This window comes from Pedococcus sp. P2_E2 (genome assembly GCF_056403955.1).
Genome location: NZ_JBFUEM010000006.1, coordinates 294,656 through 308,892, shown reverse-complemented (window position 1 = coordinate 308,892; position 14,237 = coordinate 294,656). Strand labels below are relative to the sequence as shown.

Here is a 14,237-nt window from a genome sequence, read left to right as displayed (position 1 = left end):
GCTGCCACCTCGAGACGAGGTAATTGGCATCGATTTTTGACACGCTGTTGAGTTCTCAAGGTTCGGACGCGCACCATCGACTGACCTTTCGGTCCGTCTCCGGGGCAACCCTTCAAAGTTACTCGCATCGCTCTTGGGCGTCAAATCCTTGCGCTTCCAGCAGGAAGCGGTGGATCGAGCGCGCTTGGCTCTCCGCGAGGTGTCCCACTCTAGCAGGCTGTCTCTGTTTCCAGAAACTCGCTGTCCGGCGTCCGACTGCCCTTTCAGGCGGTGCGGATGCCCTCCGGCGAAGCGCTTGCTTTGCGGCGGGGCGCCCACTGTAGCAGTCTCTCGACCCGCTCCTGACCACCCTTGCGGGCGCTCCGAAGCGTCCTGGTTTCCCAGTTGCTGTTCGGTGGGGTCTGCCCCGGGACCGGCCTACTTCGCGTGAACTTTCGTTCACCGCGGTGGTGTCCGTTCCTCCCTGTCGGGCTGACGTCGAGAACAGTAGACGGCGCCTGCTGCAAAACACAAATCCGCTGGTCAGCGGCCTGTGGGCCTCAGGAACGCCGTCGCCCTGCGGCCAGGGACTTGCGGCCCCGGCGGAGCAGCGCCACCCGCCCGTGCAGGAAGTCGGACTCCTGCAGCACCTGCTCCGGGTCAGCCAGCTTGACGTTGTTGAGCGAGGCGCCGCCGTCACCGATCGCCCGGCGGGCTGCGTTGCGGGAGTCCACCAGTCCCACCGCCACGAGGGCCTCGGTGACCGACATCCCCACGGCCACCTCTCCCCCGGGCAGCTCGCCGGTCGCGTCGACGAGGGTCTGCTCATCGAGCGCCGACACGTCCCCCTTGCCGAACAGCGCCTCGGAGGCAGCCTGCACAGCGGCCGTCGCCGCCGCTCCGTGGACGAGCGTCGTCACATCGGYCGCCAGGGCCTTCTGCGCCTCACGAAGGAACGGCTTCTCCGCCAGCGACTTCTCGAGCCCCGCGATCTGAGGGGCCGACCTGTCGGTGAAGACCTTGAGCAGCGTGACCACCGAGGCGTCCTCGGTGTTGATCCAGTACTGGTAGAAGGCGTAGGGGCTGGTCAAATCGGGGGACAGCCAGATGGCGTTGCCCTCGCTCTTGCCGAACTTGTTGCCGGCGGCATCCGTGAGCAGGGGCGTCGTCAGCAGGTGCACCGACTCGCCCTCCACCCGGTGGATGAGGTCGGACCCCGCGGTGAGGTTGCCCCACTGGTCCTGCCCACCGGTCTGCAGCGTGCAGCCGTAGTCGCGGAACAGCTGGAGGTAGTCCAGGCCCTGCAGCAGCTGGTAGCTGAACTCGGTGTAGGAGATCCCCTCCTCGGAGTTCAGCCGGGCCGCCACCGCGTCCTTCTTCACCATCTGGTTGACCCGGAAGTGCTTCCCGATGTCACGCAGGAAGTCCAGGGCCGACATCGGGGCGGTCCAGTCGAGGTTGTTGACGAAGATCGCGGGGTTGTCGCCCTCGACGGACAGGAAGGGACGCACCTGCCGCTCGATGTTCGCCACCCACTCGGCGGTCTGCTCCTTCGTCTTGAGGACACGTTCGGACGAGGGTCGGGGGTCCCCGATCAGCCCGGTCGACCCACCGACGAGACAGATGACCCGGTGGCCTGCTCGCTGCAGGTGTCGCATCACCACCAGCTGGACGAGGTTCCCGAAGTGCAGTGACGGTGCGGTGGGGTCGAAGCCGCAGTACGCCGTGATCGGCCCGTCGGCGAGGGCGTCGCGCAGCGCGGACTCGTCGGTGGTCTGGGCCACCAGTCCCCGCCACTGCAGCTCGTCGAGGATGTTGCTCACGGTGGGTCGCTCCTTCGCGTCGCACGACGTGCCGCGCTGTCGCGGCACGTCGCACAGCCTGCCCTATGCCGGTGGCCGGCGTGCACGGGACGTGGTTGGTCGATCCCGTGCCGGTCGGTACGCCGAGACGGTGGGGTCACCGTCCAGCCAGAACCGCCAGGGGTATGCCGCGTCGTCACCCCCTGCACCCGACACCCCGACGCGGGGACCGGACCGGACGGGGTAGTCACACTCGCCGCGGGCCGGACCCTCCAGCGTGACGGGGCCACGCGGCATACAGGCGTCGAGGCCGGACTGCTCGCCGCGCAGCGCGAGGGTCGTCGCGAGGCGGGCCGGACCCCTCGCCCAGTCGCGACGCGCCACCCCGACGCGTCGGGAAGCCGCGAGGTCCTCGCCTGCCACCACCTCACCGGCGCGCAGGAGGACTGCGCTGGCCTCACCGCGCGGGCCGCACACGATGTTCGCGCACCAGTGCATGCCGTAGGTGAAGTAGACGTACAGGTGGCCGGCCGGGCCGAACATCACCTCCGTGCGCGGCGTCGGCCCACGAAAGGCGTGCGACCCGGGGTCGGCCGTCCCGGCATACGCCTCCACCTCGGTAAGCCGCACGGTGACGCCCGCGTGCGTGATGGTGGCCCCGAGCAGCGCCGGGGCGACGTCGAGCACGTCGCCGGCGAAGAAGGACCTCGTCAGGCGCCGCGTCGACGGATCTTGTTGCCGAGCCACACGACGGGATCGTAGTGACGGTCGACGACGCGCTCCTTGAGCGGGATGAGCGCGTTGTCGGTGATCTTGATGTGTTCGGGGCAGACCTCGGTGCAGCACTTGGTGATGTTGCAGTAGCCGAGCCCGTGCTCCTCCTTGGCCGCCGGACGGCGGTCTGCCGTGTCGAGCGGGTGCATGTCGAGCTCCGCGACCCGCATCAGGAAGCGCGGGCCCGCGAAGTTCGTCTTGTTGTCCTCGTGGTCGCGCACCACGTGGCAGACGTCCTGGCAGAGGAAGCACTCGATGCACTTGCGGAACTCCTGGCTGCGCTCCACGTCGACCTGCTGCATGCGGTACTCGCCGGGCTGCAGGTCCGCGGGTGGGGAGAACGCCTGCACCTCACGCGCCTTCTGGTAGTTGAAGGACACGTCGGTCACCAGGTCGCGCATCACCGGGAAGGTCCGCAGCGGCGTCACCGTGATGGTCTGGTCCTCCGTGAACGTGCTCATCCGGGTCATGCAGAGCAGCCGCGGCATGCCGTTGATCTCGGCGCTGCACGACCCGCACTTGCCGGCCTTGCAGTTCCAGCGCACCGCGAGGTCGGGCGTCTGGGTCGCCTGGAGCCGGTGGATGATGTCGAGGACGACCTCACCCTCGTTGACCTCGACCGCGTAGTCCTCCAGACCACCGCCTGTGGCGTCGCCGCGCCACACCTTGAACTTCGCCTCGTAGCTCATGACTGATCACTCCCCTGCGCGCTGTCGGCTCCGCCCGCGTCGAGGCGGGACAGTTCGGGTTCGGTGAGGTACTTGGACAGCTCGGTGCGCTCGAAGAGCTCGAGCAGGTCCTGGCGGATCTCGGGCACCGGCTGCCGCTTGAGCTGCACGCCGCCGGACTCGTCGAGCGTGCAGATCAGGTTGACCCCTCGCCACTGCGGGTCCATGGCCGGGAAGTCCTCGCGGGTGTGTCCACCGCGGGACTCGGTGCGCTCCAGTGCCGCGAGGGCGACGCAGCGGCACACCGCGAGCATGTTGCGGAGGTCGAGTGCGAGGTGCCATCCGGGGTTGAACTGCCGATGGCCTTCCACCCCAACGGATTTGGCGCGCTCGTCAAGGTCGTCAAGCATGTCGAGGGCCTCGCGCACCTCACCCTCACGCCGGATGATCCCGACGAGGTCGTTCATCTTCTGCTGGAGCTCCTGGTGGAGCGTGTAGGGATTCTCCGAGGCCTCCCGGAACGGCGCCAGTGCCGTCTCGGCGGCCTGGTCGACGTCGGCGTCGCTGATGGCGGGACGTGAGTTCCCCAGTGCACCAACGTATTCCGCCGCGCCAACACCCGCCCGGCGGCCGAAGACGAGCAGGTCCGACAGGCTGTTTCCGCCGAGGCGGTTGGAACCGTGYATGCCCCCGGCAACCTCGCCCGCGGCATACAGTCCGGGCACGCTGGTGGCCGCGGTGTCGGCGTCGACCTCGACGCCGCCCATGACGTAGTGGCACGTGGGGCCGACCTCCATGGGCTCGGCCGTGATGTCGACGTCGGCCAGCTCCTTGAACTGGTGGTGCATCGACGGGAGCCGGCGGCGGATCTCCTCGGCGGGCAGGCGCGTGGACACGTCCAGGAAGACGCCACCATGGGGTGAGCTGCGCCCCTCCTTGACCTCGTTGTTGATGGCGCGGGCCACCTCGTCACGCGGCAGCAGCTCTGGGGGTCGCTTGTTGTTCTCGGGGTCCTTGTACCAGCGGTCCGCCTCCTCCTCCGTGTCGGCGTACTGGCCACGGAAGACGTCGGGGACGTAGTCGAACATGAAGCGCTTCCCCTCGGAGTTGCGCAGCACTCCGCCGTCGCCGCGCACCGACTCGGTGACGAGGATGCCCTTGACCGAAGGCGGCCAGACCATGCCCGTGGGGTGGAACTGGATGAACTCCATGTTGACGAGCGAGGCGCCGGCGCGCAGGGCCAGCGCGTGGCCGTCGCCGGTGTACTCCCACGAGTTGCTGGTGACCTTGAAGGACTTGCCGATACCCCCCGTGGCGAGGATGACGGCCGGCGCAGAGAACAGCACGAAGCGGCCTGACTCGCGCCAGTAGCCGAACGCACCCGAGACGGCGCCGTCCTCGCCCTTGAGGATGTCGCTGATGGTGAGCTCGGCAAAGACCCGGAGCCGGCTCTCGTAGTCGCCGGTCTGGCGGTGGTCCTCCTGCTGGAGGCTGACGATCTTCTGCTGGAGGGTGCGGATCAGCTCCAGGCCGGTGCGGTCGCCGACGTGCGCGAGCCGGGGGTACTCGTGGCCCCCGAAGTTGCGCTGGCTGATCTTGCCGTCGGGAGTGCGGTCGAAGAGCGCGCCGTAGGTCTCGAGCTCCCACACCCTCATGGGGGCTTCCTTGGCGTGGAGCTCGGCCATCCGCGGGTTGTTGAGGAACTTGCCGCCACGCATCGTGTCGCGGAAGTGGGTCTCCCAGTTGTCCTTCGCGTTGGCGTTGCCCATCGACGCCGCGATGCCGCCCTCGGCCATGACCGTGTGCGCCTTGCCGAACAGGCTCTTGCAGATCACAGCGGTCCGCAGCCCCTGCTCGCGAGCCTCGATCGCCGCCCGCAGCCCGGCACCGCCGGCTCCGATGACGATGACGTCGTACTCGTGGCGTTCGAGGTCGGTCACAGGCGGTCCCTTAGTTGATGAGGCGGAGGTCGGAGATCGAGCCGGAAGCCACCAGCGCGATGTAGGCGTCGGTCACCACGAGGCTGCCGAGGGTCACCCAGGCGAAGGTCATGTGGCGGGCGTTGAGCTTGCCCACGAGGCCCCAGGCCTTGTAGCGGAGCGGGTGCTTGCTGAAGTGGTTGAGCCGCCCTCCGACGATGTTGCGGCACGAGTGGCAGCCAAGGGTGTAGCACCACAGCAGCACGACGTTGGCCAGCAGGATCAAGGTGCCCAGACCCAGCCCGAAGCCGCCGTCCCTGCCCCGGAACGCGTGCAGCACGTCGTAGGTGTTGATGAGCGAGATAACCACGGCGGCGTAGAAGAAGTAGCGGTGCAGGTTCTGCATGATGAGCGGGAACCGGGTCTCCCCGGAGTAGGCCTGGTGCGCCTCGGGAACCGCACACGCGGGCGGGCTGACCCAGAACGAGCGGTAGTAGGCCTTGCGGTAGTAGTAGCAGGTCAGCCGGAAGAGCAGCAGGAACGGCAGTGTCAGCGCAGCGAACGGGATGAGCGCGGGCCACTCGCCGAAGGGCGTGCCGAAGTGCGTCGACCCGGGGACGCACGAGGTGGACAGGCAGGGCGAGTAGAACGGCGTGAGGTAGCCGTAGTCGGCGACGAAGTAGTCCTTCTGGAGGCTCGCGCGAACCAGGCCATAGAGGAGCCAGGCCGTGAAGCAGACGAAGGTGACGAACGGCTGGAGCCACCAGCGGTCCTCGCGCAGCGTGCGAGCCGCGATGCGGGCCCGGCCTGGTGCATGAACGCCTCCGCTGAAGGGGACGTAGGCCACCTCAGTGGTCCCTGGAGGGGCCGACGCCCTCGTCCTCGGCGTCGGACCACAGCGAAGGGTCGTACTCCTCGTCCGTGATGAAGACGATCTCGCCCGGGCCTCCGGCGCGGTCCTGGGAGCCCACTCCGGCACCTCGGGCCACGAGGTCGACGTCGTCGGCAAGGCGCACGACGTCGTCGCGCAGCCGCTGGATGTCGATGGTGTTGCCGAGCTCCTTGGAGAGCGCGGTCACCGCCCGTCGGAGCCCGGCCACGTGTCCCGCAGCCGCCGTGAGGTCGTCGCTGACGCCCATGACACCTTCCCTTCGCAAGGAGGATGCGGATCGCCTGTGACCCGCGTCACGAACCTATCGCGTGGCTCCCGAGATTTCTCGGAAGCCGGCCGATGGGTATGCCGTCAGCGCACCACGATGGGCTCACTGGCCCACGCACGGGCAGCGTTGACTGCCTCCACGACCCGGTTCCGCTGCTCCGCGACCCGCTCCGGTGCGGTGCCTCCCTTGGCGTTCCGCGAGGCCAGCGAGCCTTCGACGGACAGGACGCTGCGAACTCCCGGCGTCAGGTGCTCCGAGACCTCCGCCAGGTCGGCGTCGGTCAGGTCCCACAGCTCGATCCCCCGGTCCTCGCAGACCCTGACGCACGCGCCGGCGACCTCGTGGGCCACCCGGAACGGCACTCCCTCACGGACCAGCCACTCGGCGATGTCGGTGGCCAGCGAGAAGCCCTGCGGCGCCAGCGAGGCGAGCCGGTCGGTGTCGAACACCATCGTCGCCACCATCCCGCTGAACGCCGGCAGGAGGACCTCGAGGGTGTCGACGGCGTCGAACACCGGCTCCTTGTCCTCCTGGAGGTCGCGGTTGTAGGCCAGCGGCAACGCCTTGAGGGTGGTCATCAGGCCGGTCAGGTCGCCGACGAGGCGACCAGCCTTGCCGCGCGCCAGCTCGGCGACATCGGGGTTCTTCTTCTGCGGCATGATGCTCGACCCGGTCGAGTAGGCGTCGTCGAGCCTGACGAAGGAGAACTCCTTGGTCGCCCAGATCACCACCTCCTCGGCGAGCCGTGAGATGTCGACCGCGGTCATGGCGGCGACGAAGGCGAACTCGGCGACGAAGTCCCTGGAGGCGGTGCCGTCGATGGAGTTCTCGACCGATGTGGTGAACCCCAGGTCTGCGGCGACCGCCTCGGGGTCGAGGCCGAGCGAGGAGCCAGCGAGGGCGCCGGAGCCGTATGGCGAGACCGCAGCCCGCGCGTCCCAGTCCTGGAGCCGCTGGACATCGCGCAACAGGGCCCAGGCGTGGGCGAGCAGGTGGTGTGCGAGCAGCACCGGCTGGGCGTGCTGCAGGTGGGTGCGCCCCGGCATCGGCACGTCGGCGTTCCTGGTGGACTGGCCGACGAGCGCGTCGACGACGTCGAGCACCAACGCCGCCACCGACCGGGCGTGGTCGCGCAGGTACATCCGGAACAGGGTGGCCACCTGGTCGTTGCGGGACCGGCCGGCGCGCAGCCGCCCACCGATGTCGGCTCCCGCCCGGTCGAGCAGGCCGCGTTCGAGGGCGGTGTGCACGTCCTCGTCGTCCTCGGCCGGCCGGAACGCCCCGGAGCGCACGTCGTCGGCCAGCTGGGCCAGCCCCGCGAGCATGGCGTCGAGGCCGTCATCGTCGAGCAGGCCCGCGGAGTGCAGCACCCGGGCGTGGGCTCGTGACCCGGCGATGTCGTACTGCGCGAGCCGCCAGTCGAAGTGGGTGGACTTGCTGAGCGCGGCCAGCGCATCGGCCGGCCCTCCCGCAAAGCGTCCGCCCCAGAGGCTGACCTTCTGCTCGCTCACTCGTTCTCCTCCGTGTGGGGGGTGGCCTGGCCGAGCAGGTCGGTGGCAACCTTGCGGCTGGCCGCGGTCCCGGTGGTGATGACCATGATGGTGTCGTCGCCCGCGATGGTGCCCAGCACCCCCGCCAGTGCCGCGTGGTCGATGGCCGAGGCGAGGTAGTTCGCCGCCCCCGGAGGAGTGCGCAGCACGACGAGGTTGTGCGACGGCTCGGCCGTCACGAGCAGCTCCTCGCACACGCGCCGTAGTCGGGCGGTGAGCTGGGTGCGGTCGGGCGCCGGACGAGCGGTGCGGTCGCCACCCTCCCCCGGCACGGCATAGACGAGCGTGCGTCCGGAGCGGACCTTGACGGCCCCGAGCTCCAGGAGGTCACGCGACAAGGTGGCCTGGGTGACGTCGATCCCGTCGTCGGCGAGCAGGTCGAGCAGCTCGTTCTGCGACCGGACCTCGGTGCGCCCGAGGATGGTCACGATCCGTTGCTGGCGACCGGTCCGGGTGGCAGCGAGGCTCATCGGCTCAGGCCTCCTCTGTGCCTTCGGCGCCCTCGAGGAGGAACGACAGGAGGGCCTTCTGTGCGTGGAGGCGGTTCTCGGCCTCGTCCCAGACCACGGACTGGGGTCCGTCGATGACCGCCGCTTCGACTTCGAAGCCCCGGTAGGCCGGCAGGCAGTGGAGGAAGATGGCGTCGGCCGCCGCCTGGGCCATGAGCTCCTGGGTCACGGCGTACGGCGTGAACGGGCTGGCCGCCCCCTGACGCTCGCCCTTCTCCCCCTCCATCCCCATCGAGACCCAGGTGTCGGTGACCACGACGTCGACACCCTTGACCGCTGCCGCAGCGTCGTCGGTGACCAGCACCGAGCCACCCTGCGCGGCGGCGATCTCGGTCGCCCGCGCGAGGATGGCTGGGTCGGGCTGGTGACTGGTGGGCGTCCCGATGCGGACGTGCATGCCGGCCAGGGCGCAGCCGAGGAGGTAGGAGTGGGCCATGTTGTTGGCGCCGTCCCCGACATAACCGAGCGTGAGGCCCGGCAGGGCGCCCTTGTGCTCGAGGACGGTGACGAGGTCGGCGAGGATCTGGCACGGGTGGAACTCGTCGGTGAGCGCGTTGACGACCGGGACACCGGCGTGGGCAGCGAGCTCCTCGATGCGGTCCTGGCCGAAGGTGCGCCACACGATGGCTGCGGACTGACGGCCCAGTACCTTCGCCGTGTCGGCGATGGACTCGCGGACCCCGATCTGCGCGAGGTTGCCGTCCACCACGAGGGGGTAGCCGCCCAACCCGGTGATGGCGCCGGCGAAGGACACCTGGGTGCGCAGCGTCGGCTTGTCGAACACCACGGCCACGGTGCGCGGGCCCTCGAGCGGACGTCGGGAGAACGGCGCTCCCTTCAGCTCGAGCGCCCGCTGGAGGACCAGCGCCTGTTCCTCGGCGGTCAGGTCGTCGTCGCGCAGGAAGTGACGAAGGCTCATGCGGTGTCCTCGGAGTTGGTGGCTGCGTCGAGCAGCGCGGGCAGGGCGTTGACGAAGGAGTCCAGCTCCTCGGTGCTGATGACCAAGGGTGGCGCAAGCCGGATCGCCTGCGGCGCAACGGGATTGACGATGAACCCCGCGTCGCGTGCTAGGGACGCCACCTGCGCGGCCACCGGCCGGGAGAGCACGATGGCGCGCAGGAGTCCGGCCCCGCGCACCTCCGTGATGAGCGGATGACCAAGCGCGAGAACGGAATCCGCGAGGTGCTGTCCGGCTTGCGCGGCGTGGGCGAGCAGCCCCTGGTCCTCGATGGTCTCCAGGACCGCCAGCCCGGCGGCCGCCGCGAGCGGGTTCCCGCCGAAGGTGCTGCCGTGCTGACCGGCCGTGAGCAGCCCCGCCACCTCGGGACCGAAGGCGACGAGCGCGCCGATGGGGACTCCCCCGCCGAGCCCCTTGGCGAGGGTGATGGCGTCGGGGACGATGCCCGCCTGCTGGAAGGCGAACCACGTCCCGGTGCGGCCGATGCCCGTCTGGATCTCGTCCAGGACGAGCAGGGCGCCATGCTCCCGGGTCAGCTCACGGGCCAGCTGGAGGTATGCCGTGCCGGGGCTCAGCACGCCGGCCTCACCTTGCACCGGCTCGAGGACGACGGCGGCGGTCTCGGACGTGACGGCGGCACGGAGGGCGGCTTCATCGCCGAACGGGACGTGGCTGACGCCGGCGATGAGTGGCTCGAAGGGCTCGCGGTACGCGGGCTTGTGGGTCAGCGCCAGGGCACCCGTCGTGCGTCCGTGGAAGGCTCCCTCGGCGGCGACGATGCCCGACCGGCCGGTGCGGCGACTCAGCTTGATCGCGGCCTCGATCGCCTCGGCCCCCGAGTTCGCGAAGAAGACGGCGGAGCCCTCTGGGGCGCCGGCGAGCTCGATCAGCCGCTCCGCCAGGGCGATCTGCCCCTCGGAGGTGAAGAGGTTGGAGACGTGGATCGCCTCGCCAGCCTGCTTGCTGATCGCACTCACCAGCGCCGGGTGGCCGTGGCCCAGCGCGTTTACGGCGATGCCGCCGACGAGGTCGAGGTAGCGGTTGCCGTCGACGTCCCAGACGTGGCACCCGCTGCCGTGCGACAGCACCAGAGGCGGAAGTCCGAAGACACCCATGACCGAGCGCTGGTAGCGGGCCAACAGCTCGTCGTTGCGCGCCCCCATCAGGACTCCTCGTCCGGGACGATCATCGTGCCGATCCCCTCGGAGGTGAAGACCTCCAGGAGGAGGGAATGGGGTTGGCGTCCGTCGATGACGTGCGCCTGGGGGACGCCACCCTCAACCGCCCGGATGCACGCCTCGAGCTTGGGGATCATGCCCGCGTCCACGTTGGCGAGCAGCTCCTGCGCCCCTCTCACGGTCAGCGACGACAGCAGCGAGTCGCGGTCCGGCCAGTCGGCGTACACGCCCTCCACGTCAGTCAGCATGACGAGCTTGTGGGCCTTGAGCGCGACGGCCAGTGCTGCGGCGGCCGTGTCGGCGTTGATGTTGAGGACCTGGCCTTCGACGTCGAGGTCGGGAGCCACGGTGGACACGACGGGGATGCGCCCGGCGTCCAGGATGTCCTGCACCGCCCCGGGGTTGACCGTCTCGACGTCCCCGACCAGTCCGAGGTCGACCTCTTCACCGTCGACGCGGGTGCCGCGGCGGCGGGCGCCGAAGAGGGCGGCGTCCTCGCCGGACAGCCCCACGGCCACGGGACCGTGCTGGTTGAGCAGCCCGACGAGCTCGCGACCGACCTGACCCGTGAGGACCATCCGCACGACGTCCATCACCTCGGGCGTCGTGACGCGCAGGCCGCCCCGGAACTCGCTCTGCAGACCCAGCCGGTCGAGCATGGTCGCGATCTGGGGACCGCCGCCGTGGACGACCACGGGGCGCAGTCCGGCGTACCGCAGGAAGGCCACGTCCTGCGCGAACGCGGCCTTGAGCTTGTCGTCCACCATCGCGTTGCCGCCGTACTTGACGACGACGAGGGCGCCTCGGAACTGCTCGAGCCAGGGCAGCGCTTCGACGAGCGTCTGGGCCTTGCCCTGGGCGACGCGCAGGGCGGCGGCCCCGATGTGGCCGCGAACGGTGTTGGTCGCACGGCTGGGCGGTGGGGTCATGAGGAGTAGGCCGAGTTCTCGTGGACGTAGTCGTGGGTGAGGTCGTTGGTCCAGACCGTGACCGAGCGGTCTCCGGCGTGGAGGTCGACGACCACGTGGACCTCGCGGGGGGTGAGGTCCACGAGGGTGCGGTCCTCGCCCACGCCGCCCGCGCGGCATACCTCGACGCCGTTGATCGACACGTCGAGCTGGTGGGGGGCGAAGGCAGCCTTGGTGGTGCCCACGGCGGCGAGCACGCGCCCCCAGTTGGGGTCGTTGCCGAAGACCGCACACTTGAACAGGTTGTTGCGGGCGATCGAGCGAGCCACCTCGAGCGCGTCGTCCACAGAGGCAGCGGTCCGCACCTCGATGGCGATGTCGTGGCGGGCGCCCTCGGCGTCGGCGATGAGCTGCCTGGCGAGGCTCGCGCAGACCTCGGTGACGGCCGCACTGAGCTCGGCTGCATCGACGGTGACGCCGGAGGCGCCCGACGCCAGCAGCAGGACCGTGTCGTTGGTGGACTGGCAGCCGTCGGAGTCGATGCGGTCAAGGGTCACGGCCGTGGCGGCGCGCAGGACGCCATCCAGCTCCGCGGGCGCGACGACGGCATCGGTCGTCACGACGACGAGCATCGTGGCGAGCGCCGGAGCGAGCATGCCGGCGCCCTTGGCCATCCCGCCCACGACCCAGCCGTCGCGCTGTGCCTGCGCCACCTTGTGGACCGTGTCCGTGGTCTTGATGGCGATCGCGGCGTCCACCCCACCTTCTGGTGCGAGCGCGCCACCTGCCCGCTCGACTCCTTCGAGCAGTGACGGCATGGGCAGCAGCTCGCCGATCAGACCGGTCGAGCAGACGACGACGTCACCAGCGGAGACGCCGAGGACCTCGGCGACCTTCTCGGCCGTGGCGTGGGTGTCGGCGAAGCCCTGGGCACCCGTGCACGCGTTGGCACCACCGGAGTTGAGCACCACCGCATCGACCCGGCCGTCACCGACGACCTGGCGCGACCAGGTGACCGGGGCGGCCTCGACCCTGTTGCTGGTGAACACTGCCGCGCCGTGGTGGTCCGGGCCGTCGTTGACGACGAGTGCGAGGTCAGGGTTTCCGCTGGCCTTGAGGCCGGCGACGACGCCGGACGCCCGGAAACCTTGCGCTGCGGTCACGCTCATGAGGTGCCTCCCGAGAGCCTGGCCGGTGCCGCGGTGTTGCCCCCACGCTTCCAGGTGGCCATCGCCTCGTCGGCGTGCTCGGAACCGATGAGGATCCAGTCGGTGTCGTAGGTCGAGAGCGCGAGGATGCTGATGCCCTGCTTGGCCAGCGGCTCGAGCAGGCCCGACAGGACACCGACCGTCGAGAAGTCCAGCGGCCCGGCGATCTCGAACGCGGTCAGCGGTCCTTGCACCCGAGCGTCCTTGGGCACCGAGTCGAACGCGCAGACCACCGAGGTCTCGCTGTCGGTGTAGGTGATCGAGGCCAGCGGGCCGGTCCGCCAGTCCCACGCGGGCTCCTGGCCGGCCGGCAGCCGGACGAAGGCGACCGGCTCGGCGTGCCGCATCAGGTGCAACGGCAGGCTCATGGCGACACCCCTGCGATCGGCAGGCCGGTTGTCTCGGGCAGCCCGAGGGCGAGGTTCATGCACTGCACAGCGGCACCTGCCGTTCCCTTGGTGAGGTTGTCCACCGCCGCGACGGCGATGACCCGCCCGGTCCTGTCGTCGAACGTGACCTGGATGTGCACGCAGTTGCTGCCCAGGACGCTCGCGGTGGACGGCCACTGCCCTTCGGGCAGGAGGTGGACGAACGGCTCGTCGGCATAGGCCTTCGCCCACGCCTCCCGTATGCGGCGTGCGTCGGTGTCGCTCACGCCGTCGGCCAGGCGGGCGGTGCAGGTCGCGAGGATCCCCCGTGGCATCGGCGCGAGCGTTGGCGTGAAGGACACGCGGACGTCGGTGCTGTCCACTCCCCCGGCCGCCGTGAGGTTCTGCTCGATCTCGGGGGTGTGCCGGTGGACCCCACCAACGCCGTAGGGGGACATCGCCCCCATCACCTCGGCGCCGAGCAGGTGTGGCTTCAGGGACTTGCCGGCGCCCGAGGTGCCGGATGCCGCCACGACGACCACGTCCTCCCCCGACAGCAACCCGGCGGCATACCCGGGGGCGAGGGCCAGCGAGACGGCAGTCGGGTAGCAGCCTGGTACTGCGATGTGGCTGGTCCCCACGAGCGCCTCGCGCTGGCTGCCACCGCCCACGGGCAGCTCGGGCAGGCCGTAGGCCCACGACCCGGCATAGGGGGTGTCGTAGAAGGTCGTCCACGCCGACTCGTCGCGCAACCGGAAGTCCGCGCCGCAGTCGATCACCGTGACCGAGTCGGGCAGCTGCGCGGCGAGCGCGGCCGAGTGGCCGTGAGGCAGGGCGAGGAACACCACGTCATGCCCGGCGAGCACCTCGAGCGTGGTGTCCTCGATGACCCGGTCGGCGAGCGGGGTGAGGTGGGGGTGGACGTCCCCCAGACGCTGACCGGCACTGGAACCCGCCGTCAGCGCGCCGATCTCGACCTCGGGGTGCCCGAGCAGCAACCGGAGGATCTCGCCTCCGGCATACCCGCTCGCCCCTGCCACTGCCGCTCTCACCATGTGCATAAACATACACGAGCGTGCACACTCATGCACAACTCGTGGGCGGCGAATGACGGGTAAAGGTCTGACCAGTCTTCTGGCTTGTCTAGCCACCTTCTCGTACGGTGCTGTCTCGAGTCGCCCAAGGGGGGAGGCTGACGAACGGAGGGGTGCGCATGAGTGCCCACTGCCAACAGCACCTACTGCGTTGCCCGCGAT

Annotated in this window: 14 protein-coding genes; all 14 read right to left on the bottom strand. The window is 69.8% G+C overall.

Annotated elements, in window-relative coordinates; genetic code table 11:
* Positions 1-539 precede the first annotated feature (539 nt).
* The 14 genes from tyrS to argC all read right to left on the bottom strand — a co-directional run bounded on the left by tyrS (position 540) and on the right by argC (position 14,036).
* A complete protein-coding gene (gene tyrS / locus AC1DWR_RS14710) occupies positions 540-1,802 on the bottom strand; it encodes a tyrosine--tRNA ligase (RefSeq protein WP_477624737.1) in 1,263 nt (420 codons plus the stop codon).
* Between the two features lie 63 nt (positions 1,803-1,865).
* Complete coding sequence (locus AC1DWR_RS14705; RefSeq protein ID WP_477612672.1) at positions 1,866-2,528, bottom strand: DNA-3-methyladenine glycosylase; 663 nt, start codon at positions 2,526-2,528, stop codon at positions 1,866-1,868.
* On the bottom strand, positions 2,492-3,244 hold the full coding sequence (locus tag AC1DWR_RS14700; RefSeq protein WP_477624724.1) for a succinate dehydrogenase/fumarate reductase iron-sulfur subunit: 753 nt from the start codon (positions 3,242-3,244) through the stop codon (positions 2,492-2,494). Before AC1DWR_RS14700 ends, AC1DWR_RS14705 begins: the two co-directional genes overlap by 37 nt.
* Positions 3,241-5,163, bottom strand: coding sequence for a fumarate reductase/succinate dehydrogenase flavoprotein subunit (locus AC1DWR_RS14695; RefSeq protein ID WP_477624723.1), 1,923 nt, complete (start codon positions 5,161-5,163; stop codon positions 3,241-3,243). Before AC1DWR_RS14695 ends, AC1DWR_RS14700 begins: the two co-directional genes overlap by 4 nt.
* A 10-nt stretch (positions 5,164-5,173) precedes the next feature.
* Positions 5,174-5,989 carry a hypothetical protein gene (locus AC1DWR_RS14690; protein WP_477612669.1) on the bottom strand — a complete coding sequence of 272 codons (816 nt, stop codon included), beginning with the start codon at positions 5,987-5,989 and terminating at the stop codon, positions 5,174-5,176.
* 1 nt (position 5,990) lies between these two features.
* Positions 5,991-6,281, bottom strand: a complete 291-nt coding sequence (locus AC1DWR_RS14685) for a hypothetical protein (RefSeq protein ID WP_477612668.1) — start codon at positions 6,279-6,281, stop codon at positions 5,991-5,993.
* A gap of 104 nt (positions 6,282-6,385) precedes the next feature.
* Entirely contained in the window at positions 6,386-7,813 is a 1,428-nt protein-coding gene (gene argH / locus AC1DWR_RS14680) for an argininosuccinate lyase (protein ID WP_477624722.1), read from the bottom strand.
* Positions 7,810-8,322: an arginine repressor gene (locus AC1DWR_RS14675; protein WP_477624721.1), complete on the bottom strand. Its 513-nt coding sequence runs from the start codon at positions 8,320-8,322 to the stop codon at positions 7,810-7,812. Before AC1DWR_RS14675 ends, argH begins: the two co-directional genes overlap by 4 nt.
* Positions 8,323-8,326: 4 nt before the next feature.
* Positions 8,327-9,280: an ornithine carbamoyltransferase gene (gene argF, locus AC1DWR_RS14670; protein WP_477624720.1), complete on the bottom strand. Its 954-nt coding sequence runs from the start codon at positions 9,278-9,280 to the stop codon at positions 8,327-8,329.
* Positions 9,277-10,482 (bottom strand): acetylornithine transaminase, encoded by a 1,206-nt coding sequence (locus tag AC1DWR_RS14665; RefSeq protein ID WP_477624719.1) that lies wholly within the window; start codon positions 10,480-10,482, stop codon positions 9,277-9,279. Before AC1DWR_RS14665 ends, argF begins: the two co-directional genes overlap by 4 nt.
* Positions 10,482-11,426: an acetylglutamate kinase gene (argB, locus tag AC1DWR_RS14660; RefSeq protein ID WP_477624718.1), complete on the bottom strand. Its 945-nt coding sequence runs from the start codon at positions 11,424-11,426 to the stop codon at positions 10,482-10,484. The genes AC1DWR_RS14665 and argB overlap by 1 nt, the downstream gene beginning before the upstream one ends.
* Positions 11,423-12,574: a bifunctional glutamate N-acetyltransferase/amino-acid acetyltransferase ArgJ gene (argJ, locus tag AC1DWR_RS14655; RefSeq protein WP_477624717.1), complete on the bottom strand. Its 1,152-nt coding sequence runs from the start codon at positions 12,572-12,574 to the stop codon at positions 11,423-11,425. Before argJ ends, argB begins: the two co-directional genes overlap by 4 nt.
* On the bottom strand, positions 12,571-12,981 hold the full coding sequence (locus AC1DWR_RS14650; protein ID WP_477612661.1) for an ACT domain-containing protein: 411 nt from the start codon (positions 12,979-12,981) through the stop codon (positions 12,571-12,573). The genes argJ and AC1DWR_RS14650 overlap by 4 nt, the downstream gene beginning before the upstream one ends.
* Complete coding sequence (argC, locus tag AC1DWR_RS14645) at positions 12,978-14,036, bottom strand: N-acetyl-gamma-glutamyl-phosphate reductase (RefSeq protein ID WP_477624716.1); 1,059 nt, start codon at positions 14,034-14,036, stop codon at positions 12,978-12,980. Before argC ends, AC1DWR_RS14650 begins: the two co-directional genes overlap by 4 nt.
* Between the last annotated feature and the right edge of the window lie 201 nt (positions 14,037-14,237).